At 71.9% G+C, this 21,481-nt stretch carries 22 protein-coding genes; 10 read left to right on the top strand and 12 right to left on the bottom strand.

The genetic code is table 11. The features are described 5' to 3' along the window. Positions 1–70: 70 nt before the first annotated feature. Positions 71–1,765, bottom strand: a complete 1,695-nt coding sequence (locus tag AB0J80_RS29815) for a nitrite/sulfite reductase (RefSeq protein WP_364711419.1) — start codon at positions 1,763–1,765, stop codon at positions 71–73. Between the two features lie 356 nt (positions 1,766–2,121). Between AB0J80_RS29815 and AB0J80_RS29810 the strand changes: the two genes are divergently transcribed. Further along, positions 2,122–3,594, top strand: coding sequence for a glycosyltransferase family 39 protein (locus tag AB0J80_RS29810; RefSeq protein ID WP_364711417.1), 1,473 nt, complete (start codon positions 2,122–2,124; stop codon positions 3,592–3,594). Positions 3,595–3,599: 5 nt separating this feature from the next. Here AB0J80_RS29810 and AB0J80_RS29805 read toward each other — a convergent pair whose 3' ends face one another. The 3 genes from AB0J80_RS29805 to AB0J80_RS29795 are packed head-to-tail and all read right to left on the bottom strand — an operon-like array spanning position 3,600 to position 6,421. Then, positions 3,600–3,776 (bottom strand): hypothetical protein, encoded by a 177-nt coding sequence (locus tag AB0J80_RS29805; protein WP_364711414.1) that lies wholly within the window; start codon positions 3,774–3,776, stop codon positions 3,600–3,602. Positions 3,777–3,809: 33 nt separating this feature from the next. Beyond that, positions 3,810–5,348 carry a histidine kinase N-terminal domain-containing protein gene (locus AB0J80_RS29800; protein WP_364711411.1) on the bottom strand — a complete coding sequence of 513 codons (1,539 nt, stop codon included), beginning with the start codon at positions 5,346–5,348 and terminating at the stop codon, positions 3,810–3,812. 38 nt (positions 5,349–5,386) lie between these two features. Then, positions 5,387–6,421, bottom strand: a complete 1,035-nt coding sequence (locus AB0J80_RS29795; protein ID WP_364711728.1) for an SIS domain-containing protein — start codon at positions 6,419–6,421, stop codon at positions 5,387–5,389. A 217-nt stretch (positions 6,422–6,638) separates the two neighbouring features. On the opposite strand from AB0J80_RS29795, the gene AB0J80_RS29790 reads away from it, so the two are divergent. Further along, positions 6,639–8,258, top strand: coding sequence for a tetratricopeptide repeat protein (locus AB0J80_RS29790; RefSeq protein WP_364711408.1), 1,620 nt, complete (start codon positions 6,639–6,641; stop codon positions 8,256–8,258). Positions 8,259–8,264: 6 nt separating this feature from the next. Here the strand turns inward: AB0J80_RS29790 and AB0J80_RS29785 are convergent, their stop codons facing one another. From AB0J80_RS29785 to AB0J80_RS29760, 6 genes are all read right to left on the bottom strand, one after another. Next, a complete protein-coding gene (locus tag AB0J80_RS29785) occupies positions 8,265–8,480 on the bottom strand; it encodes a biotin/lipoyl-binding carrier protein (RefSeq protein WP_364711405.1) in 216 nt (71 codons plus the stop codon). A 260-nt stretch (positions 8,481–8,740) separates the two neighbouring features. Beyond that, positions 8,741–9,019 carry a mycothiol system anti-sigma-R factor gene (gene rsrA, locus AB0J80_RS29780; protein ID WP_364711725.1) on the bottom strand — a complete coding sequence of 93 codons (279 nt, stop codon included), beginning with the start codon at positions 9,017–9,019 and terminating at the stop codon, positions 8,741–8,743. Between the two features lie 5 nt (positions 9,020–9,024). After that, a complete protein-coding gene (locus AB0J80_RS29775; RefSeq protein WP_364711402.1) occupies positions 9,025–9,843 on the bottom strand; it encodes a sigma-70 family RNA polymerase sigma factor in 819 nt (272 codons plus the stop codon). Positions 9,844–9,911: 68 nt separating this feature from the next. Further along, positions 9,912–10,523 (bottom strand): alpha/beta family hydrolase, encoded by a 612-nt coding sequence (locus AB0J80_RS29770; protein WP_364711724.1) that lies wholly within the window; start codon positions 10,521–10,523, stop codon positions 9,912–9,914. A gap of 2 nt (positions 10,524–10,525) precedes the next feature. After that, entirely contained in the window at positions 10,526–10,921 is a 396-nt protein-coding gene (locus AB0J80_RS29765) for a WhiB family transcriptional regulator (RefSeq protein WP_364711399.1), read from the bottom strand. A gap of 233 nt (positions 10,922–11,154) precedes the next feature. Then, on the bottom strand, positions 11,155–11,841 hold the full coding sequence (locus AB0J80_RS29760; RefSeq protein WP_364711397.1) for an SOS response-associated peptidase: 687 nt from the start codon (positions 11,839–11,841) through the stop codon (positions 11,155–11,157). A gap of 93 nt (positions 11,842–11,934) precedes the next feature. On the opposite strand from AB0J80_RS29760, the gene aroA reads away from it, so the two are divergent. The 6 genes from aroA to AB0J80_RS29730 all read left to right on the top strand — a co-directional run bounded on the left by aroA (position 11,935) and on the right by AB0J80_RS29730 (position 17,516). After that, entirely contained in the window at positions 11,935–13,218 is a 1,284-nt protein-coding gene (aroA, locus tag AB0J80_RS29755) for a 3-phosphoshikimate 1-carboxyvinyltransferase (RefSeq protein ID WP_364711395.1), read from the top strand. Between the two features lies 1 nt (position 13,219). Further along, positions 13,220–14,272, top strand: a complete 1,053-nt coding sequence (rsgA, locus tag AB0J80_RS29750; protein ID WP_364711721.1) for a ribosome small subunit-dependent GTPase A — start codon at positions 13,220–13,222, stop codon at positions 14,270–14,272. Between the two features lie 20 nt (positions 14,273–14,292). Then, positions 14,293–15,096, top strand: coding sequence for a histidinol-phosphatase (gene hisN, locus AB0J80_RS29745; RefSeq protein WP_364711392.1), 804 nt, complete (start codon positions 14,293–14,295; stop codon positions 15,094–15,096). Positions 15,097–15,146: 50 nt separating this feature from the next. Continuing rightward, positions 15,147–16,046: a hypothetical protein gene (locus AB0J80_RS29740; RefSeq protein WP_364711390.1), complete on the top strand. Its 900-nt coding sequence runs from the start codon at positions 15,147–15,149 to the stop codon at positions 16,044–16,046. 128 nt (positions 16,047–16,174) lie between these two features. Continuing rightward, a complete protein-coding gene (locus AB0J80_RS29735) occupies positions 16,175–16,903 on the top strand; it encodes an ATP-binding protein (RefSeq protein WP_364711388.1) in 729 nt (242 codons plus the stop codon). A gap of 55 nt (positions 16,904–16,958) precedes the next feature. Then, positions 16,959–17,516, top strand: coding sequence for a DUF5709 domain-containing protein (locus AB0J80_RS29730; RefSeq protein ID WP_364711386.1), 558 nt, complete (start codon positions 16,959–16,961; stop codon positions 17,514–17,516). Between the two features lie 485 nt (positions 17,517–18,001). Here the strand turns inward: AB0J80_RS29730 and AB0J80_RS29725 are convergent, their stop codons facing one another. Beyond that, on the bottom strand, positions 18,002–18,631 hold the full coding sequence (locus tag AB0J80_RS29725) for a response regulator transcription factor (protein WP_364711718.1): 630 nt from the start codon (positions 18,629–18,631) through the stop codon (positions 18,002–18,004). Positions 18,632–18,678: 47 nt separating this feature from the next. Beyond that, positions 18,679–19,803 carry a DUF5931 domain-containing protein gene (locus AB0J80_RS29720; protein ID WP_364711383.1) on the bottom strand — a complete coding sequence of 375 codons (1,125 nt, stop codon included), beginning with the start codon at positions 19,801–19,803 and terminating at the stop codon, positions 18,679–18,681. A gap of 63 nt (positions 19,804–19,866) precedes the next feature. Here AB0J80_RS29720 and AB0J80_RS29715 point away from each other — a divergent pair, with 63 nt between their 5' ends. Together AB0J80_RS29715 and AB0J80_RS29710 are read left to right on the top strand one after the other, a co-directional pair. Beyond that, positions 19,867–20,250, top strand: a complete 384-nt coding sequence (locus AB0J80_RS29715; RefSeq protein WP_364711381.1) for an ATP-binding protein — start codon at positions 19,867–19,869, stop codon at positions 20,248–20,250. Positions 20,251–20,343: 93 nt separating this feature from the next. After that, positions 20,344–21,423, top strand: a complete 1,080-nt coding sequence (locus AB0J80_RS29710; protein WP_364711378.1) for a carbohydrate-binding protein — start codon at positions 20,344–20,346, stop codon at positions 21,421–21,423. Positions 21,424–21,481: the final 58 nt, after the last annotated feature.

The following is a 21,481-nucleotide window of genomic DNA, read 5'->3' as shown; positions in this document are numbered from 1 at the left end:
GAGGCCTCGTTGGGATAGAGGTCCTCTTCGCCGCAGTAGGGGCAGTACAGCGGGGTACTCCTGGCGTCACTCATTTGAGCAACTCCTCGTCGGCCCGGACGACCCAGTCGGCGAACGTCTCGCCGTCGGTGCGCCCCTCCAGGTAGCGACGAGCGAGCCTCTCGACGTACTCGGGAAGCTCTTCGGCGGTGGCCTTGAGCCCCCGCAGCTTGCGGCCGAAGCCGGCCGTCTGGCCCTGCGCCATGCCCAGCCCACCGCCGAGGTGGATCTGGAAGCCCTCGACCTGCTCCCCGTGGGCGTTCATGACCAGCTGGCCCTTGAGCCCGATGTCGGCGACCTGGGTCCGGGCGCACGCGTTCGGGCAGCCGTTGATGTGGATCGAGATGTCGGCGTCGAAGTCCTTGATCCGGTCCTCGAGGCGGGCCACCAGCTCCTCGCCGCGGGCCTTGGTCTCGACGATCGCGAGCTTGCAGTACTCGATGCCGGTGCAGGCCATGGTGCCGCGCCGCCAGGCCGAGGGCCGGGCCTCCAGCCCGATGCCGCGCAGGCCCGCGACCAACGGTTCCACCTGGTCGTCGGCGATGTCGAGAACCAACAGCTTCTGGTACGGGGTGAGGCGTACCCGGTCCGATCCGTGCGCCGCCACCAGGTCGGCCAGCCGGCTGAGCTGCGTTCCGGAGGTGCGCCCGACGACCGGCGCCGCGCCGACGTAGTTACGCCCGTCGACCTGCTTGTGCACGCCGATGTGATCGATCGGCTTCTCGGGCAGCGCCGGCGGCGGCCCGTCGATGAGGGCGCGGCCGAGGTATTCCTTCTCGAGGACTTCGCGGAACTTCGCCACGCCCCAGTCGGCGAGCAGGAACTTCAGCCGGGCGCGGTTGCGCAGGCGCCGGTAGCCGTAGTCGCGGAAGATGCCGACGACGCCTTCCCACACCTCGGGGATCTCCTCCAGCGGCACCCAGACGCCGAGCCGCTCGGCGAGGCGCGGGTTGGTGGAGAGGCCGCCGCCGACCCAGAGGTCGAAACCGGGCCCGTGCTGCGGGTGCACGACGCCGAGCAGGGAGATGTCGTTCACCTCGTGCGGCGTGTCGGCCAGCCACGAGATCGACGTCTTGAACTTGCGGGGCAGGTTGGAGTAGCGGGTGTCGCCGAGGTAGCGCTCGACGATGGCGTCGATCGCGGGCGTGGCGTCGACGACCTCTTCGGTCGAGATGCCGGCGACCGGGCTGCCCAGCACGACGCGGGGGCAGTCGCCGCACGCCTCGGTGGTCTCCAGGCCGACCGCCTCGAGCCGGCGCCAGATCTCCGGCACGTCCTCGATGCGGATCCAGTGCAGCTGGATGTTCTGCCGGTCGGTGATGTCGGCGGAGTCGCGGCCGAACTCGGTGGAGATCTCGGCGATGGTGCGCAGCTGGGCGAGGTTGAGCGCGCCGCCGTCGATGCGGACGCGGAGCATGAAGTACTCGTCCTCGAGCTCGTGCGGCTCGAGCACGGCCGTCCGGCCGCCGTCGATGCCCGCCTTGCGCTGGGTGTAGAGGCCCCACCAGCGGAAACGTCCGCGGAGGTCCTGCGGGTCGATGCCCGCGAAGCCGGTGTGGGCGTAGATGTTCTCGATCCGGGCCCGGACGTTGAGCGGGTTGTCGTCCTTCTTCATCCGCTCGTTCGGGTTCAGCGGCTCGCGGTGTCCGAGCGCCCACTGGCCCTCGCCGCGCGCCTTGCGGGGGCGGGCGGCGGCGGGCGCTGCGGGGGTGTTGCTGGGCGCCATGTCGGCGATCCTCCGGGACTCGTGGGCACGCGAGGACGCTCACGGCAGATCCCGCGACATCAGTGTCTGGAGGAAGCCGGCGCGTCGTGCGCGCCCGATAAATCAGTCGGGCGGCGTCAGGAAGCCGGACACATCGCGCTGCGGACACGGCCGTAGTCGACGTGGCGCCGGGCCACGAAGCGGCGGTCAACTGCAGCGGTCATGCCGGTAAGCCTCTCACGCGCGGCCATTCTCGGCCAGTGCGGTCCAGATTTCGGGAGTGTGTCGGCGCCCACCCTTCGACCGCCTACCCCATCGAACGCCCCCGATTCCCCGGGAACGGAGCGGCACACAGCCTGACCTGCGAGCCTGAGGTGGTGCAGACGACGCTGACGCGCGAGGCACCGCCGCTGCCGGCACCCGTGGCCGGCACGGACGTCCGCGTGTCGCGCCTGGCGCAGCTGCTCTGCTGGCTCGCACCGACGGTCGTGACCGGGCTCGTGGTGGCGTACCGGGCGGCGGAGCCTCAGCTGTGGCGGGACGAGCTCGCCACCTGGAGTGCGGCGACGCGTACGGTGCCACAGATCTTCGCGCTGGGCCGGCACATCGACGGCGTGACGCTGCCGTACTACCTGCTCGAGCACGTCACGGTGCGGGTGGCCGGCGACTCGGCGCTCGCCCTGCGGCTACCGTCGCTGCTCGCCGCCACGGCCACGGCCGCGGTCACCGCTCTGCTCGCTCGGCGGTTGTGGGGCACGCAGGCCGCGCTCCTCGCCGGGCTCATGGTCGCCGTGGTGCCGGTGGTGTCCCGTTATGCGCAGGAGGCTCGCGGGTACGCCTTCGCGGGCCTCTTCGCCGCCCTGTCGACCCTGCTGCTGATCCGGGCGCTCGACGGTGCGCGGTGGCGGCGCTGGCTCGCGTACGGAATCGGGATCTTGCTCTTGGGGTGGTCCCACGAGGTCGCGTTGCTGCTGGTCCTAGGCCATGCGGTGACGGTGGCGACGATGAACCGCCGGCTGCTGCTGCGATGGCTGACGGCGGTCGTGGTGGCGGCCGGTGGGATGCTGCCATTCACCCTGCTCGGCCTCGGACAGCGCGGGCTGCAGCTGAGCTGGCTGTTCGCGGCCGAACCCGCCGACCTGGCGACCATCGCGCAGACGGTCTTCCTGTCCGGGGTGATCGGCGGCGCGGTGTGCGCGCTGGCCGTGACCGCCCTTCGCGAACGCCCGGCGGTGCCGCTGTTCCTCTCGGCGCTGCTCCCGGTCCTCGTCCTGTACGCCGTCGACCAGCTGGTCACGCCGATGTTCGTCGGCCGCTACCTGTTCTTCGTGGTGCCGCTGCTGTGCGCACTGGCCGGGCAGGCATTGACCGGGTTGCACCTGCCGGTGGGCGTGACCGTCGTGGTGGCGCTCGGCCTGATCGGACTCCCGGTGCAGGACGAGATCCGCCGCAGCCACTCGCCCTTCGACTACCGGCGGGCAGCGGCGGTGATCGAGGCGAACGCCCGCCCGGGCGACGGCATCATCTACGCGCCACGGCAGGGCTGGCACTTCACCGACATCGCCCTGCACCGCTACCTCGGCGCGGACGCGCCCCGGGACGTGCTGCTGCAGAGCGACCAGGTGGCCAGCGCGTCCCTGTGGGCGACCGAATGCGCGGACCCGGCCGCCTGCCTTCGCGGCACGGACCGGATCTGGACCGTGAGCGGGGACAATCTGGAGACAGGACGCCGGGCAGGCGTGACGGATCAGCTCACCGACGCGCAACGTGCGGCGCTGACGGCCGGCTACGAGGAAGCACTGCAAACCCGGGTGGACGGCTTCACGATCGTGCTGTTCGTCCGGCGCTAGGAGGGTCAGTCGGGTGGGGTTTCCTGCGCCGCGAAACCGTCCGCGGCCTCGCCCGGGATCCCGGGACCGCCCTCGTCGGCCTGGTGGACCTCGTCGTAGGAAAGGTCGCCGCCGCCGTCCTCGGAGTCGCTCATCGAGCCGGGGTCGGCCACGCTGCTGAGATCGTCATTCGGATCGGTCATGGTCGACGCGTACCCGCCTGCCGGGCGCTCAATCTAGCGTTTGCCCAGGGGTACGACGAGGACGGCCTCGGTGCCGCCGCCCGCGCGGTTGCGCAGCTCGATGCTGCCGCGCAGCTCGCCGGTGGCGAGGGCCCGGACGATCTGCAGGCCGAGGCGCCCGCTCGCGTCCGCCCTGAAGTCCTCCGGCAGCCCCTGGCCGTTGTCCGCGACGGTGACGTGCAGCTGTTTGCGGAAGCGGTGCGCCGACACCACCACCTCACCGACCGGCTCCGGCGGGGTGACCGACGGGCCGCCTTCCTCGGGCGGCGCCGGGAAGCCGTGCTCAACCGCGTTGATGAGCAGCTCGTTGAGGACCATGACCAGCGATGTGGCGATCTCCGCGGGCAGGACGCCGAACGTGCCCTCGCGGCGCATCTTCACGGTCATCTCGGTGGCCGCGACCTCGGTGGCGGCGGTCGCCACCCGGTCCACGATGCCGTCGAACTCGACCGCTTCCTCGCTGGACATGGAGAGGGTCTCGTGCACCAGGGCGATGGAGGCGACCCGGCGTACCGATTCCTCCAGGGCCATCTTGGCCTCGGGCGCGTCGACCCGCCGGGCCTGCAGCCGCAGGAGGGCCGCGACGGTCTGCAGGTTGTTCTTGACCCGGTGGTGGATCTCGCGGATGGTCGCGTCCTTGGTCATCAGCGCGCGGTCCCGGCGGCGGACGTCCGTCACGTCGCGGACCAGCACCAGCGCGCCGATCGGCACCCCCGCGGGCATGAGCGGCAGGGCGCGCATCAGCACCGTGGCGCCGCGGGCCTCGACCTCCTTGCGGGGCGGTGACTCGCCGCGCAGGGAGGTGAGGATGCGCTCGGCGGCGTCCGTACCCTCCAGCGGGTCGGCGGCGAGCCGGCTGGAGAGCACCGACAGCTCCTCGCCGACGAGGTGGGCGTTGAAGCCGAGCCGCCGGTACGCCGACTGGGCGTTCGGGCTGGCGTAGGTGACCTTGCCGCCGGCGTCGAGGCGGATGAGGCCGTCGCCGACCCGCGGCGCCGACGTGGTCTCGCCCTGGTGCCGCTTCGGGGGGAAGGTGCCGTCGGCCACCATCTGGGCCAGGTCGTCGGCGGTGGTCAGGTAGTTCAGCTCGAGCTGGCTGGGCGTACGGGCGGTGGAGAGGTTGGTGTCGCGGCCGATCACCGCGACGACCTCGATGTTCTCGTCCTCGCCGCGCAGCCGGACCGGGATGGCCTCGTGGCGGGCCGGGGTGTCGCCGTACCAGACCGGGTCGCCCTCGCGCCAGATGCGGCCCTGGGCGTACGCGATGTCGAGGTGGGCCACCTCCGGGCCGCCGACGATCTTGCCCACCTGGTCGTCCTGGTACGCCGTCGGCGCGGTGGTCGGGCGCACCTGGGCGACGCAGAGGAAGTCGCGGGGCCGGCCCGGCTCGGTGCGCACGGGCACCCAGAGCAGCAGGTCGGCGAAGGACAGGTCGGACAGCAGCTGCCAGTCGCCGGCGAGCCGGGTCAGGTGGTCGATGTCGGCCGGACCGAGGGCGGTGTGCTCTTCGGCGAGATCGCGCAGCGTGGACACGGACCAAGCCTGCCATGTCCACGCCGCGCGCCGTGTGATCAGAGGGTGGCGGTGACCTTCTTCAGCCCGCGGGGTGCGTCCGGGTCCTCACCGCGGGCCAGCGCCAGGGCGAGGGCCAGCTTCTGCAGGGGGAGGATGTCGAGCAGGGGGGCGTACCGCTCGTCGACCTCGGGGACGGCCAGCCGGCCGGCCGCACCGGGAATGTCGTGGGCGCCGATCGTCACCACGTCGGCGCGGCGTTCGCCGAGCCGGGTGACCACGTCGGCCATCGAGCTGCCGCCGGGGCCGTTGCCCACGACGGCCAGCACGGGCACGTCCGGGTCGGTCATCGCGAGCGGGCCGTGCAGCAGGTCGGCACCGGAGAAGGCGAGCGCCGGCAGGTACGACGTCTCCATCAGCTTGAGCGCCGTCTCGCGGGCCGTCGGGTACGCGTACCCCCGGCCGGTGGTGACCATCCGCGAGGCGAACCGGTAGCGCTGGGCCAGCTCGTCGGCCCCTCGCTCGCCCAGCGTCTGCTCGGCGAGTGCGGGCAGCTTCTCCAGCGCCCCGCGTTCGTCGGCGGGCAGCGTGCCGTCGCCGTTGCGGATGCCCTCGACCAGCAGGAGCAGCGCCAGCAGCTCGGCGGTGTACGTCTTGGTGGCGGCGACCGCGCGCTCGTGCCCGGCGGCCACGTCGACGGACAGCTCCGCGGTGGAGGCCAGCGTGGAGGCCGGGTTGTTGGTCACCGCGAGGGTGAGGGCACCACTCTCCCGGGCGACTTTCAGCACCTCGGTGAGGTCGGGCGAGCCGCCGCTCTGGCTGACCCCGACGACGAGCGCGCCGGTCAGGTCGGGCCGGGCGCCGTAGAGCGTGATGGCGCTGGGCGACGCCAGGCCGACCGGGATGCCGAGGCGGATCTCGGTCAGGTAGGCGCCGTAGAGCGCGGCGTGGTCGGACGTGCCCCGGCCGACGAAAACCACGTGCTTGGGCCGCTGGTCGGCGATCCGGGCGGCCACCGCGGCGATGGCGGATGCCGGCTCGCCCTCGAGCAATCTCGCATAGCCCGCCGGTTGTTCGGCGATGTCGGCCGCCATGCCCTGGCCTCGCTGCGTCACTGATCCTCCCCTGCTGCGCACTCTCGCTCGTACGGTGCTCATTCTTGCACGTTTCGACGCTGTATCGCAACGTATTGAGCACGACTGCGCACATGGACGGGACTGACATATCGAGCGTCGTCGCCTAGGCTCGCGTCGGTGGCATACCGCGTGCCACCAGCTCGCACGAGGCCCGCGCGGTGAGAAGGGCTTGGCCATGGACGACCCCCGGCGCTCCGCCGACCGCGACCTCGAGCAGGCCCGCGCGGCCCTCGAGCGCGGCGAGGTGCATCACGCCGCCGATCACCTGGCCGGCGCGATCGCGCACGCGCCGACACTGCCGGAGATCCACGAGCTGCTGAGCCGCCTGGCCGCCCGCGAGGACGGCGGCCTCGAGCTGTTCCCGCTCGAGCAGCACGCCTTCGTGGGCACGGTGGTTGCCCGGGCACACCTGCTCGCCGCGGCGGGTCGCCCCGAGGACGGTCTGCCGCTGCTGGCGGCGGCGAGCGGGCACACGCCGGGCGTCGACTGGGCCGGCGTGCCCTGGGTCAGCGATCCGGACCTCGGCGCGCGCATGGATCCCGGCCTGCTCGCCCGGATCGTCATGCAGCTGTGCACGGCGGTCGGTGATCCGGCGCCCGAGGCGGGTCAGGCGGCGCTGCGGCCGTACCTGACGCTGGTGCGCCATGCCGTGGAGGCCCACCCCGAGCACGCTCTGCTGCTCGGCGCCGGCTCGGCGCTGGCGCGCCGGCTCGGCGAGGCCCCGCAGGCGGTGCAGTGGGCGGCCCGGGGAGCGCGGCTGCGGCCGTCGAAACTGGCGGAGATCTGGCTCGGGTACGCCTACCGCACCGCGGGCCGCATCCCGGAGTCCCTCGCGGCGCTGCGCCGAGCCGTCATGTACGACCCCGACGACCTCTCCGTGTACGCGGACATCGCCGGCACCCTCGCCGACCACGGGCGGATGGACGACGCCCTGGCCTGGATCGACCGGGCCCTCGCCAAGAACCCCGACGACGACTGCGCGGTCCACACCGGCCACCGCCTGCGCTACCGGGCCGACGGCGACCTCGCCCACCTGGTGCGGCTCGCGGACTTCCAGCGTGACCACATCGACGACACCCACGAGCACACCGACCTGGCCGAATGCTGCGCGGACCAGCCCTGGCTCAGCCGGGTGCCGTCGGCTCCCGACACACCGCCGGACCCGGAGCGCGAGCCGTTCGTGGCCGGCGCGCCGAGCCCCGCGGCGGTGGAGCGGCTCCGCCGGGTGGCACACCCGCTGTGGCCGAGCCCGCCGGCCGCGTACGACGCCGCGCTCGGCCTGGTCCTGGTCGAGCCGGAGGACCTGCTGGCGCTGGTCGCCGCCCCGCCGGAAGCACCGGACGACGAGGTCGGCCGGGCGCTGGCCGCCCACGACCCGGCCCTGTGGAGCCGGTGCGCCCAGGTGTGGGCCTGCCTGGGGCTGCTGCACCACGGCACCGAGGAACCGTGGGCGGAGTCGAGCCGGCGGCGGCTGCTGGTCGAGCTGGCGACGGGCGGCCTCGACCGGATCACCGAGGCGGCACTCTTCGCGCTGGTCACGTACGCCTGGGTCGACCCGTCCGCGCGCACCGACGTGGCCACGCTGGTCGCCGGCCGCCTCGACGAGGCGGCCGCCACGGCAGGGCTGGCCTGGTCGATCGCCCACCTGGCGCTCGCGACTCCGGACATGGCACCCGCGGTCCGGGAGCGCGCGACGGCGATCATCAAGGCGGAGGAGAACTACACCGGCCCGCTGATCCCGCGGCAGCGTCGCCGGGTGGCGGGCCGGCTGCGGCGCTGGCTCTCCGGCCGCTGAACCGCCCTACTCGATGACGGCGATGAGGTCGCCCTCCTGCACCACGTCGCCCTCGTGGACCGCGAGCTGGGAGACCTTCCCGTCCGACTCGGCGATCACCGGGATCTCCATCTTCATGGACTCGAGGATCACCAGCGTGTCGCCCTCGGCCACGTCGGCGCCGGGCGCCGCCACGACCTTCCACACGTTGGCCACCATCTCGGCACGGATCTCGTCGGCCATGGTGCAGTCCTCTCCGTCAACGCTGTCGGGGTGACCGTATCCAATCACGGAGCGCCCGCGGGGGCATATGGGGCGCCCATTACCATCGGCGGGTTGGACTTCACCGGACCACAGGAGAACGACATGGCCAAGAAGGCTCGTAAGAAGAAGGCTCGGAAGAAGAGCTCCGCCAACCACGGCAAGCGTCCCAACTCCTGAGCCGTGGAGTGACGAAGGGCCCGCAGCGCAACGCTGCGGGCCCTTGTCGTGTCGGGCAGCCTTTACGGCAGGTACTCGTGGCTCTCGACCTCGACCACGTACTCGCTCAGCTTGAGCCGGAGCCGGTCGCGCAGCTCCTTCGGCGCCGTCTCGTCGCCGCAGCAGCGGGCGACGAGCGCCTTCACCTCGTGCTCGATACCGTACTCGCGCAGACAGTCGGAGCAGTCGTCCAGGTGCTTCTGGATCAGCTTGCGGCGTTCGTCGCTGCATTCCAGGTCCAGGTAGAGGTAGACCTCGCTGATGACGACGCTGCAGTCGGTCTTGTGGTCCTCGTCGCTCACGTCGCTCACGCCTCCTGTGCGGCAGGCGTGGTGGAGCTGCGGGTGATGCCGCGGTCCACGGCGTACTGCTCGAGCAGCTTGCGCAGGTTGCGGCGCCCGCGGTGCAGGCGGGACATGACGGTTCCGATGGGCGTACCCATGATGTCGGCGATCTCCTTGTACGAGAAACCCTCGACATCGGCGAGGTAGACGGCCAGGCGGAACTCCTCGGGCAGCTGCTGCAGCGCGTCCTTGATGTCGCTGTCGGGCAGCCGGTCCAGCGCCTCGGTCTCGGCCGAGCGCAGGCCCGCGGAGGTGTGCGACTCGCTCGAGGCGAGCTGCCAGTCCGAGATCTCCTCGGTCGGCGCCTGCACGGGCTGGCGCTGCTTGCGCCTGTACGAGTTGATGTAGGTGTTGGTGAGGATCCGGTACAACCACGCCTTGAGGTTGGTGCCCTCCTCGAACTGGTGGAACGCGGAGAACGCCTTCAGGAACGTCTCCTGCACCAGGTCCTCGGCGTCCGCCGGGTTACGCGTCATGCGCAGCCCTGCGGCGTACAACTGGTCGACGAACGGCAGCGCGTCCCGCTCGAAGCGCGCCCTGCGCTCCTCGGTCCGCTCGCCGCGTCCTACCCGCTCTGTTGGCGTCACCCGCACGTCTCCCCTCGACCGCCCCGCCGAGGATACGGGTAGTGCCCCGTCAGCAGACTCAAAAACCGCCGGTGTGCTGACGCTCACCGATGGGGCGACAAGCGCCGGCGACACCGCGGGCCACTCGGGTGAGTGCAGCAGCTGCTGCACCTTGCGCGCCTGCAGGCCGTCGCGCTCGGCGAATCCGGCTCGCACCTCATCAACCCCTTCCGACTTGCATCATCCGGGTGGTGTAACCGCAACTTGCATGTCCGCATTCCGCCTTACCGCGCCCAGCGGTGCCGGCGCAACCATCCGGCCACGATCTCGGCGGTGCCGGGCAGGTCGCGGCGGAGGTCGTGGACGGCTCCGGGGCGTACGGCCACCTCGACGGCCCCGACGGGCTCGGGCACGCCGAACGGGTCACGGTCGCCGTTGACGACCAGGGTCGGCAGCGTGGCGGGCAGCTCGTCCGCCCGGCTGCGGTCGGGCTTGCCGGGCGGGTGCAGCGGGAAGGCGAGCGCGAGGACGCCGGCGGCACCGAGCGCGGACGCCGTACGGCAGGCGACCCGGGCCCCGCTGGAGCGGCCGCCGAGGATCAGCGGAAGCGCCTGGTCCCGGACCTCGCCCACGACGGCGGTCCACGCCTCGTCGAGGTGGCCCGCGGGCGCCGGGGCACGGCGGCCGGCCACGCGGTAGGGCTGGGTCACGAGGACCACCCGCACCCCGCCGGCGACGGCGACGTCCCGCACGGCCGTGATGTCCGGCGCGTCCACGTCTCCCCCGGCGCCGTGGCCGAGCACGAGCAGGCTGACGGGCGGACCGGCGGGATCCACGACCTGGACCCGCGCCGGCCCCCGCGGTGTGTCGATCTCGAAGCTGCGCACAGCTCCTATGGTTACCGGCTGACCGGCTCCAAGGTGAGCAAGCGGCGGTCTTCCTCGTCCGGCCCGTCGTCGACCGGGTCGCCGTTGGGCTGGACCCGTTCGCGCCAGGCGACGAGCATCGCGCGACGCTCCCGCGGCGTGGTGCCGCCCCAGACCCCGTGACAGTCGCCGACCTGCAGCGCCCACGCCAGGCACGGTCCCTGGACGTCGCAGGTGCCGCAGAGCGCTACCGCGCCCTCGGTGGGTTCGTTCGGAGCCGGGAAGAACGTTTCCGGGTCGACGCTGCGGCAGGCGCCGCGTGTGCGCCAGGCCTCGTCGGATCGGCGCTCCTCGATCGCTGCGAGAAGCCTCGGATCACGCCTTGCGATGGCGACTTCGTGTGGACGCGGCATACGAGCACGTGTCATCAGCCCACCTCCCCCGTGGGTACCGGTAGAGCCGTGGCGAGGCGATCCGCACCGTGCGCACCGTCACCACACCGGCGCTGGTTTCTATCGCACGGAGGAAGATCAGAACAAGGGTCTTGTCTATCTCGAAACAAAGTTGGCAGAGAGAAATGCTCGCATTAAGGGCAAAGATCCCTCACCTTTTGCCGAGATGCGGCAATTCGGACAGCCTTTCGATCTAAAAACGTGACCCGTCAGAAGAGGGTCGCCGCTTTCTCGGGAGCGGCCTCCGGAGTCGTCAGTTGCGGACCGTTGTTACGCACATTTCCGACATCCGGGCGGACCGGGCGCACCTCGATCGACTCGAGCGCGGCTTCGGACAGCGGACGCAGCAACTCACCCGGATCACCGCCGCCGGCCAGCCAGGGCTCCCAGCGCTCCCGCGGCAGGATCAGCGGCATGCGGTCGTGCACGGCCTTGAGCCCGCCGAGCGCGGCCGTGGTCAGCACACTGCAGGTCAGCGTCTCGCCCCGCCACATCGTCCAGATGCCGGCGAACGCCAGGACCGACGAGTCCAGCGGGGTCATGAAATACGCCTGGCGCTGCTTGCCCGTGCGCACCCACTCGTACCAGCCGTCGGCGGGCACCAGGCAGCGGCGGCGCTGGAAGGACGCAGCGAACGCCGGGGAGGTCGCCACGGTCTCGGACCGGGCGTTGATCATGCGAGCTCCGGCACGCAGGTCGGTGGCCCACGGCGGCACCAGGCCCCAGCGCGCGGTGTCGACCACCCGGCCGTCCTGGCGCTGCGACATGCGGATCAGCGGAACGGGATCGGTGGGCGCCACGTTCCAGCTGGCGGCGGGCGCCTCGGCCACGGCGACGGCATCGAAGAGCTCGCCGAGGTCGGCCTCGCTCTTCGTCGTCGCGTATCGCCCGCACATGCCCGCAGACCCTACGCCCGCGCCGATGCGCCTGCTGACCCGTCGGGGCCGTACCGAAGCAAACTCCCCGAAAGGGCACGGCAGAATGGGGCCGTGACCGCAGAACCCCGGCCCTGGACCGCGCCCGTCGCCGAAGGACCCGTCGCCGCCACCGTGCGGCTGCCGGGCTCCAAGTCGATGACCGCGCGGGCCCTGGTGCTGAGCGCCCTCGCCGACGGACCCTCGCAGATCCGCCGGCCGCTGCGCGCCCGCGACACCACCCTGATGGCGGCCGGACTGCAGGCGCTCGGCACCGGGATCGACACCTCCGGCACGGAGACCTGGCCGGTCGAGCCACGCCCGTTGCGCGGTCCGGCCACGGTGGACGTCGGGCTGGCCGGCACCATCATGCGCTTCGCCCCGCCGGTGGCCGCGCTCGCCGAGGGCACTGTCACCTTCGACGGCGACCCGCACGCCCGCAACCGTCCGCTGCGGCCGATCGTCGAGGCGCTGCGGTCCCTCGGGGCCGACATCGACGCGTCGCCCACGGGCGGGCTGCCGCTCGTCGTACGCGGCACCGGCACGCTGCCGGGCGGCTCGGCCGTCATCGACGCCTCGGGCTCCAGCCAGTTCGTGTCCGGCCTGCTGCTGTCCGCACCGCGCTTCTCGAAGGGCCTGGTGCTGCGGCACGAGGGCCCGCCCGTACCGTCGGCGCCGCACCTGCGGATGACCACCCACATGCTGCGCGCGGCCGGCGCGAGCGTCGACGAGAGCGTGCCGGACGTCTGGACCGTCGAGCCGGGACCGCTGCGCGGGCGGAGCTGGCAGATCGAGCCGGACCTCTCCGGGGCGGCACCGTTCTTCGCCGCGGCCATGGTGACCGGGGGCACGGTGACGCTGGCGGGCTGGCCGCGCGAGAGCTGGCAGCCGGTCGGGGTGCTCAGCGCCCTGCTCACCGACCTCGGCGCCGAGGTGAGCCAGAGCGACGACGGGCTCACCGTGCGCGGCACCGGCCGGCTGCACGGCATCGACGCCGACCTGTCCGAGGTGAGCGAGCTGACCCCGGTCGTCGCCGCGCTGGCCGCCCTCGCCGACTCGCCGTCGTCGCTGCGCGGCGTCGCGCACATCCGGGGTCACGAGACCGACCGCATCGCCGCGCTCGCCCGCGAGCTCGGCAAGGTGGGCGCCGGGGTGGTCGAGCACCCCGACGGCCTGGAGATCACTCCCGGCCCGCTGCGGGCGGCCACCTTCGAGACGTACGCGGACCACCGCATGGCCCACGCCGCCGCCGTCATCGGCCTGGCCGTGGAGGGGATCGCGCTCACCGACGTAGCGTGTACGTCCAAGACCCTGCCCGAGTTCCCCGAGCTCTGGGCCGGCCTGGTGACGGGGGGCTGACCTGCCGGCGCGCAAGCGGGAGTACGACGAGGACGACGTCCGGATCCGTCCGGGCCGGTCGTCGCGCCCGCGTACCCGGACCCGGCCCAAGCACGAGGATGCCGTCGACGCGCTCGTGATCACGGTCGACCGCGGCCGCTACGGCTGCGTCCGCGAGGACGCCGAGAGCGAGGCCGACATCGTCACGGCGATGCGCGCCCGCGAGCTCGGCCGCAAGTCCGTCGTCGTCGGCGACCGGGTCGCGCTGGTCGGCGACGTCTCCGGGGCACCGGGCGCGCTGGCCCGCATCGTGCGCATCGCGGAACGCACCTCGGTGCTGCGGCGCACGGCGGACGACGACGACACCACGCCCGAGGGCCGGCTGGAACGGGTCGTGGTCGCCAACGCCGACCAGCTCGTCATCGTCAGCGCGCTGGCCGACCCGCCGCCGCGGACCGGCTTCATCGACCGGTGCCTGGTGGCCGCGTACGACGCGGACGTCGAGCCGCTGCTGTGCCTGACCAAGGCCGACCTCGCCGGCCCGGCCGCGGTGCTCGACTACTACGCCGAGCTGGACCTGCCGTACGTGCTGGTCGAGCCGGACAGCGACCTCGGCGAGCTGCGCGAGCACCTCGCCGACCGCATCTCGGTGCTGGTCGGGCACTCCGGCGTCGGCAAGTCCACGCTGGTGAACAGGCTGGTGCCGGACGCGCTGCGGGCGGTCGGCGTGGTCAGCGCGGTGGGCAAGGGCCGGCACACGTCGACCAGCGCGGTCGCGCTGCGCCTGCCGCGGGTCAAGAAGAAGGGCGACCCGGGCTGGATCATCGACACGCCCGGGATCCGCAGCTTCGGCCTGGCGCACGTGAGCGCGGAGAGCCTGCTGCACGGGTTCCCGGACCTGGTCGAGGGCACGGTGGACTGCCCGCCCAACTGTGGGCACGCGGGCACCGACGTCGACTGTGCGCTGGATGCCTGGGTCGCGGCGGGCAAGGCCGACCCGCGCCGGCTGGCGTCGTACCGGAGGCTTCTGAGCAGCCGCGCCGGGGAGCTGGACGTGCGCGACCAGGCCGAGTGACGATCGGCTACCTTGCCCGCATGGCTTCGTACGCCGATGACCTCGCGCTCGCCCACCTGCTGGCCGACACCGCCGACTCGATCTCCATGGCCCGGTTCCGGGCTCTCGACCTGCACGTCGAGTCCAAGCCGGACCTGACCCCGGTCTCCGACGCCGACACCGCCGTCGAGCAGGCGATCCGGGCGACGCTGAGCCGCGCCCGGCCGCGCGACGGCGTGATCGGCGAGGAGTTCGGCAGCTCCACCGCGCCGGCCGGGGCGGGCAACCGGCACTGGGTGATCGACCCGATCGACGGCACCAAGAACTTCATCCGCGGCGTCCCGGTGTGGGGCACGCTCATCGCCCTCATGGAGGGCGAGCGGCCGGTCGCCGGGCTGGTCTCCGCGCCGGCCCTCGGCCGTCGCTGGTGGGGCGCGCTCGGCCACGGGGCGTACGCGGGCAAGCACCAGCGGGCCGCCACCAAGCTGTCGGTGTCCGGGGTGCGCAAGCTCGGCGACGCCAGCTTCTGCTACTCGAGCCTGACCGGCTGGGAGGAGGCCGGCTACCTCGCACCGATGCTCGACCTCATGCGCGCGACCTGGCGCAGCCGCGCCTACGGGGACTTCTACGGCTACATGCTGCTGGCCGAGGGCGCCCTGGACGTCATGGTCGAGCCGGAGCTGTCGCTGTGGGACGTGGCCGCGCTGATCCCCATCGTCGTCGAGGCCGGCGGCGCCTTCACCGATCTGGCCGGACAGCGGGCGCCGGGGGACGGCAGTGCCGTCGCTACCAACGGTCACCTGCACGAGGAGATCCTCGCCCGGCTGGCCCGCGGCCGGGCCTGACGGACCGTTCGTCCTCCGAGCCGCTCCGAAGCTGGTCTATCCTCGCTCAGGTGATGTCCGCAGGCTGGTTGTTCCTCGCAGCGATGATCGCCGCGTACGGGGTGGCGAACCTGCTGCAGTCCGTGGCCGCCACGCGGACCAGCGTCCATCACACCTTCGACCCGCAGCTGCTGGTCCGGCTCGCCTGTCACCGTACGTACCTGCTCGGGTTGGTCTGCCAGGTCCTGGGCTTCGTCCTGGCGTTCCTGGCCCGCCGCGACCTGCCGTTGTTCCTGGTGCAGGCGAGCGTGGCGGCGGGCCTCGGGGTCACGGCCCTGCTCGGCGTCCTGCTGCTGAAGTGGACCCTGCCGGTCGCGGAGGTGGCGCTGCTCGCGCTGCTGCTCGGTGGCATCACCGCGCTGGTCCTGTCGGCTCAGCCGGCGCACTCGCGCCAGCTCGGGGCCTCCGGAGTGATCGGCCTGGCCGTCGCGGTCGCGGTCATCGGGGTGCTGGGCTTCTTCGCGGTACGGCTGCACGGCGCGATGGGCTCCGTCGTGCTCGGTTCCCTGGCGGGCATCGCGTTCTCGGCCGCGGCGATCGCGGCCCGTCCGCTGGCGATGGAACAGTCGGTGGCCGGCTTCTGCACCGACCCGCTGCTCTACCTGCTGATCGCCCACTCGATCGTCGGTCAGCTGCTGCTCGGACTCGCCATGCAGCGGGGCTCGACCACCGCCGCAGTCGCCGCGATGGACGCCGCCGGCGCCGTGCCGGCCGCGATCGTCGGCCTGCTGCTGCTCGGCGACCGCATCCATCCCGGACGCGAGTGGCTCGCGGGGATCGGCTTCGTCGTCACGCTCGCGGCCGTCATCGCTTTGACCAGGTACGCCGAACCGCAGCACCACCACGCGACCGCCCAGCCGGCATCGGGCCGGCGGGCCGAGCGTGCGCGCCTGCACCCGGCCGCCCGCTGAGCCGTGCATGAGCGGCGATCCGCGGGGTACTTCGAGCGCATGACGAGGCTTCGCTTATGCACCGAATACCCCAAACCGTCCTAAACACGTTCGGGTCCGTGCACTGACCAACCCCTCCTGGAGTGATCATGCCGAGCGAGGTTCGACACCTGGTCGACGGCGGGCAGACCTATCTTGTCGTCCGGCTGGCCGGGGTGCTCGACGCCGACTCCGCTCCGGCGGTGCACTCAGCCCTCCTCGACGTCCTCGCCGGCCAGCCCGAGGCGCTCGTCGTCGACGTGCGTGACCTGACCGTGGGCCACCCGGAGGCGGTCGCCGTGCTGCGCGACGTGGCCCGGCTGACGTCCGACTGGCCCAACGCCCATCTGGTGCTGTGCGCCACCGGCGACTCCGGGACGTGGCAGGAGGCGGGCCTGCCGATCTGGCCCAGCCCCGAGGAGGCCTTCGCGGCCCTCGGCTCGCCGGTTCCCGAGCATTTCCTGACCGCCGCCCTGGAGCCGGTCATGGGTGCGGCCCGCCGCTCCCGGGAGCTGGTCACGGAGGCGTGCGCCCGCTGGGAGCTGCCCGCCATGGCCGGTCCGGCGTGCATCGTCGTCACCGAGATGGTCAACAACGTGGTCGCGCACGCCCGTACGGCGATGACGGTGCTGCTGGGCCTGCACGGCGCCGGCTTGACCGTGGCCGTCCGCGACCGTTCGCCGCATCTGCCGCGCTTCACCGGCGGCCCGGTCCCGGTCACCTCGTACGGCGGCCGCGGCCTGCTCCTGATCGACTCGGTCGCGAACCGCTGGGGCAGCCTGGCGGTCCCGGACGGCAAGGTCGTGTGGGCGGCCCTCGACGGCACCGGCGACCACTGACGACGATGTGCCGGCCGCAGGCATGGCAGGCCACACCCGGGGGTAAGCAGCGGGTATGCGAGACGACGACTTCCCGACCGAGGTGTCCGACCCGGAGGCGTCCGGCCTGCCCGAGACCGCGGACGACGACTCGAACGCGTACGACGAGGTGGACAGCCCCCGCTGGTCCGACGGCCCCGACCCGGCGGCGCTTCCCGGCGTCGGCCCGGGCGGCTCGAACCGCTACGGCGACACCGCGGAGGAGCAGCGCGAGGGCGAATCGCTCGACTACCGCCTGAGCCAGGAGGAACCCGACGTGGGCGCCGAGGACCCCCTCCCGCCCCGCCGGGACCCGCTCGACGACACCGTCGACGACCCGGAGCAGCGCCGCCTCGACGCCGACGTCTGGGGCCAGAGCCCCACCTCGGACCCCAACTCGGCAGTCTCCCTCTACGACGACGGCCAACTCGACGACGACGCCCCCACCCCGGTAGGCCGCCTCGTCGAACCGGACGAAGGCTACGGCACCGACACAGAACCCGACAGCATCGCCTACGACGCCGGAGCCGCCGGCGGCGGCGCCTCAGCCGAAGAAGCCGCCATGCACGAAACCAACGCCCCCCACTACCGCTGACAACACCCACAAAGGCAACCCGGGCAGGCCCCCCCAAGGCCAAGCCCGGGTTGTTCCGCGCCCACCACCGGGCCGGTCACGTGCCCACGGTCGTGCCACGACCCGGGTCGGTCACGTGCCTACGGTCGTGCCCACGGGGCCGACCACCGCGGGTAAAAGCCCCACCCCAACGGGCATCCCACCTGATAACGGCCGCCCCAAAGCGCGGTGGCAGCCAAGCCCCACCATGGTCGAACCGCAACCAAAGTCGCACTGCGCCCGCCTGTGTCGAGGGCGCCAAAACGGACGAGGCGAAGCCGTGGTTCGTTTTGGCGCCCTCGACACAGGCTCCCCGGGGCGCAGTGCCCGCCGAGCGAAGCGAAGGCCAGCAAGCACAGCAGCCGCATGCAACCACCCCAGCCACCACCGGGGTGTACGCGACCCACCCAGCCCAGGGTCAAGCGCGACCAACCCAACGCAAGCCAGAACAGAGGCGCAAAAACCCCCTAATCCAAACCTTTCTCAATCGCATACCGGGTCAATTCCACGCGATTATGAAGCTGCAACTTCCCCAACGTGTTCTGCACATGGTTCTGCACGGTCCGATGACTGAGCACCAACCGTTCCGCAATCTGCCGGTACGACAGCCCCTTTGCCACCAACCGAAGCACCTCGGTCTCCCGCTCGGTCAGCTTCGGCGCCATCCCATCGTCCCCCACCGGCTCGACCGCGAGCCGCCGGAACTCCCCCAGCACCAACCCGGCCAGCCCAGGCGTGAAGACCGTGTCCCCCGCAGCCGTCCGCCCCACGGCATCGAGGAACTCTGCCTGTCCCGCGGACTTCAGCAGATACCCGGAGGCCCCGGCCTTCACCGCGTCGAGCACGCTCTGCTGCTCTCCACTGGCCGACAGCATGAGCACCCGCACCCCGGGCACAGCCGCCAACAACCCGTTGATGACCTCGACTCCGGAGATGTCGGGCAGTTGCAGGTCGAGCACGACGACGTCGGGCCGCGCAGCCCCGGCGATCCGGACCGCCTGCCGCCCTTCCCCGGTGGTGGCCACGACCTCGTATCCGGCCGCCGCCAGGTCCCGGGCCACCCCGTCCCGCCACATCGGGTGGTCGTCCACCACCATCACCCTGATCGCCACGTGGCCACCCTACGACGAGCCTCGGGGAGCCCTCACGACGACCGGGGAACGGTCATCTCCACCTCGGTGCCCTGATCAGGAGCGGACGTGATCCGCACCGTCCCGTGGATGTCCGAGATCCGGCCGCGGATCGACTGCGCCACCCCGAGCCGCCCTTGGGACTCCGCTTCGGCCAGCCGGTCGGGCGCGATCCCGCACCCGTCGTCCCGCACACTCACCGTCACCGACGCCGGCTCGTCCTCCACCAGCACCCACACCTTCGTCCCGGGCGCGCAGTGCTTGGTCACGTTGTCCAGCGCAGCCGCGACGGCGGCCGCGATCTCGGAAGCAGCTCGCGAGGGTAGCCGGACCGCCCCGGCCGGCGCCGCGACGGACACCGTGGCTGACGCGTACGGGTCCAGCAACGTCATCAGATCCACGTCGGCCTTCTCGTCGACCGGCTCAGCATTACGCCCCGTGACCAGTGTCCGCAGCGCCGCCTCCTGCTCCCCTGCCAGCCGCGCGAGCTCCCCCGCTTCCCCGTCGAGGCCGGCGCCGCGCCGTTTGACCAGCGCCAGTACCTGCAGGACGGAGTCGTGGATGTCGCGGGCCAGTCGTTCCCGTTCCCGGGTGGCCGCTTCCAGCTGGATGGCGCGTTCGAGGCGCCGCTGGGACACTTCCGCGATGCCGACCAGGTATCCGACGGCGAGCGCGGCGAGCAGCATCAGCACCGTGCCGGTGTACGCGGCCTGGTCGAAGTGGTTGCGCACCACCAGGTCGGTGGCTCCCATGGCGAGCGCGGCGGCGATGCCCCAGCGCCTTCCGCCCGCGACCGCCCAGGCGATCACGGGGGCGACGTGCCACGCCACGGCCAGGGTGGGTTTGCCGTCCTTGAGCGCGTCGGATCCGACGATCCAGGCGCTGGAGGCCATGACGGCCATTGTCACGAGCAGGTCGGCGACGAGCAGCGGCGCCTTGCGGCGTTCCGGTACGGCGTACGCGTAGGTGGTGAAGACGGTCCAGGCGGCGGTGAGGGCGAGCACCGGCCAGGCGAGCATCGGCCGCTCGTAGACCTGGACGTTGCGGACCACGAGGATCGCGACGTACACGAGTGCCGCGATGCGGTAGACGGCGATCGCGCGCCACAGCGGGGTCTGCAGCCCACTTGTTTCCGCCATGGGCCGACCCTACTCACCCAGCGGAATGATCAGGCTTCGCTTACCGTCGGAGGCATCAGTGATTTGCTCGTCTCCGAGGCGTTCGACCGCAGCCGGGTCACCGCGCTGCGGCATGTCGTCGCGGCCCGGGCCGGCGAGTCGGGGCTGGGCGGTGACCGGCTGGGTGATTTCGTCGTCGCCGTCAACGAGCTGCTGACCAATGCCGTACGCCATGGCGGCGGCACCGGGCATGTCGCGGTGTGGTGCGCGGAGGGCTCGGTCTTCTGTGAGGTGCGGGATCACGGTGCCGGTCTGGGGGCGATCCGCCCGGACAAGCCCGCTCCCGACGAGCCGGGCGGGTGGGGTCTTTATCTCGTCCGGGAGCTCACCGACACATTCGAGATCAAAACCGGACCCGACGGTACGGCCGTACGCATCTCCAGCCGTACCGGCAATGAGAAAATCTGAATGTTCTTATGGTTTCTCGAAGGAGTACTTGACCTTTGCTCGGGAATCTTCTTAGGTCTCTCTGACAGCCTCACCGCCCCCGGAGGTCCCCCCGTGCCGCGATACAGCGCGCAGCAGCAGCCTGCCTGGCTGCGTCCTCGTAATGTCGTCACTTTTGCGGTGCTGACCGCCGGTCTGGCCACCGCGATCTGGCTGCCGACCCGTAACGACAGCGCGGACGCCTCGACGCGTAACCGCCCCGGCGGCGGCACCTTCGGCATCGGCGGACTGAACCTGCTCCAGCCGTCGTCGCAGGACTCCTTCTCCGACGACTTCGGCGGCCGCCAGGGCAGCACCGTGGATCCCCGCAAGTGGTCGCTGGAGGAGAGCCGCACGAACGGGCTCATGTTCCGTCAGAGCACCCGCAACGCGGAGCTGGACGGCGACGGCAATCTCGTGATCACGGCCCGGGAGAGCGACCGCAGCGGTCTCACCTCGGCTCGGCTGCTGAGCCGCAGCACCTTCCGCCGCGACTCGGGGCAGGTCGAGGCGAAGGTACGCGTGCCCGACAGCGACGGCCTGCGCCCGGCGTTCGAGCTGGTCGGTGCGGGGCTGCTGAGCGGCGGCTCGCTCAACCTGCTGGCCGACCCGGTCACCGACGGCGAGTTCCACACGTACGCGGTGGCGTGGACGCCCCAGTCGGTCACGCTGTCGGTCGACGGCGAGGAAGTGCAGCAGGTGGCGAGCACAGTCGCCAGGCAGGCCTTCCGGTTGCGACTGAGCCTGGTGGTGACCGACGCCGACGCCGCCGACCTGCCGGCGCGCATGGCCGTGGACTCCGTGGATCTCGGCGCGCTCGAGGAAGGCGCGGAGGAGCCCACCACCCCGCCGACGCAGGAGCCGACAACTCCGCCGACGCAGGAGCCCACGACGCCACCCACCACGCCGCCCACCCAGGAGCCGACGACCCCGCCGACGCAGGAGCCCACCAGCCCGCCGGCGACCACCACCCCGCCGACCAAGGCGCCGACGACCCCACCGGCCAAGGCGGCGAAGGAGTGGAAGCCCTTCACCGACTACGCGAAGGGTGACCTCGTCAAGTTCAAGGGCGACACCTACGAGGTGCTCGAGGCGCACACGTCGCTGCCCGGCTGGGAGCCGAACAAGCTCGCCAACCTCTTCAAGAAGTTGTAACAAGCGGCCTCCGGCGGTTCCGGAACCGGTTTCTATTGACTGTCAGCAGTGGATTTGT

Source organism: Actinoplanes sp. NPDC049548, assembly GCF_040676695.1.
Taxonomy (GTDB): Bacteria; Actinomycetota; Actinomycetes; order Mycobacteriales; family Micromonosporaceae; genus Actinoplanes.
This window is presented reverse-complemented; position numbering and strand designations above follow the sequence as displayed.

Coding starts and splice junctions, on each gene's coding strand:
- AB0J80_RS29815 (WP_364711419.1), bottom strand. CDS start 1,765: ATGGCGCCCAGCAACACCCCCGCAGCGCCCGCCGCCGCCCGCCCCCGC.
- AB0J80_RS29805 (WP_364711414.1), bottom strand. CDS start 3,776: ATGACCGATCCGAATGACGATCTCAGCAGCGTGGCCGACCCCGGCTCG.
- AB0J80_RS29795 (WP_364711728.1), bottom strand. CDS start 6,421: ATGGCGGCCGACATCGCCGAACAACCGGCGGGCTATGCGAGATTGCTC.
- AB0J80_RS29790 (WP_364711408.1), top strand. CDS start 6,639: ATGGACGACCCCCGGCGCTCCGCCGACCGCGACCTCGAGCAGGCCCGC.
- AB0J80_RS29785 (WP_364711405.1), bottom strand. CDS start 8,480: ATGGCCGACGAGATCCGTGCCGAGATGGTGGCCAACGTGTGGAAGGTC.
- AB0J80_RS29765 (WP_364711399.1), bottom strand. CDS start 10,921: ATGACACGTGCTCGTATGCCGCGTCCACACGAAGTCGCCATCGCAAGG.
- AB0J80_RS29760 (WP_364711397.1), bottom strand. CDS start 11,841: ATGTGCGGGCGATACGCGACGACGAAGAGCGAGGCCGACCTCGGCGAG.
- hisN (WP_364711392.1), top strand. CDS start 14,293: ATGGCTTCGTACGCCGATGACCTCGCGCTCGCCCACCTGCTGGCCGAC.
- AB0J80_RS29735 (WP_364711388.1), top strand. CDS start 16,175: ATGCCGAGCGAGGTTCGACACCTGGTCGACGGCGGGCAGACCTATCTT.
- AB0J80_RS29730 (WP_364711386.1), top strand. CDS start 16,959: ATGCGAGACGACGACTTCCCGACCGAGGTGTCCGACCCGGAGGCGTCC.
- AB0J80_RS29725 (WP_364711718.1), bottom strand. CDS start 18,631: ATGGTGGTGGACGACCACCCGATGTGGCGGGACGGGGTGGCCCGGGAC.
- AB0J80_RS29720 (WP_364711383.1), bottom strand. CDS start 19,803: ATGGCGGAAACAAGTGGGCTGCAGACCCCGCTGTGGCGCGCGATCGCC.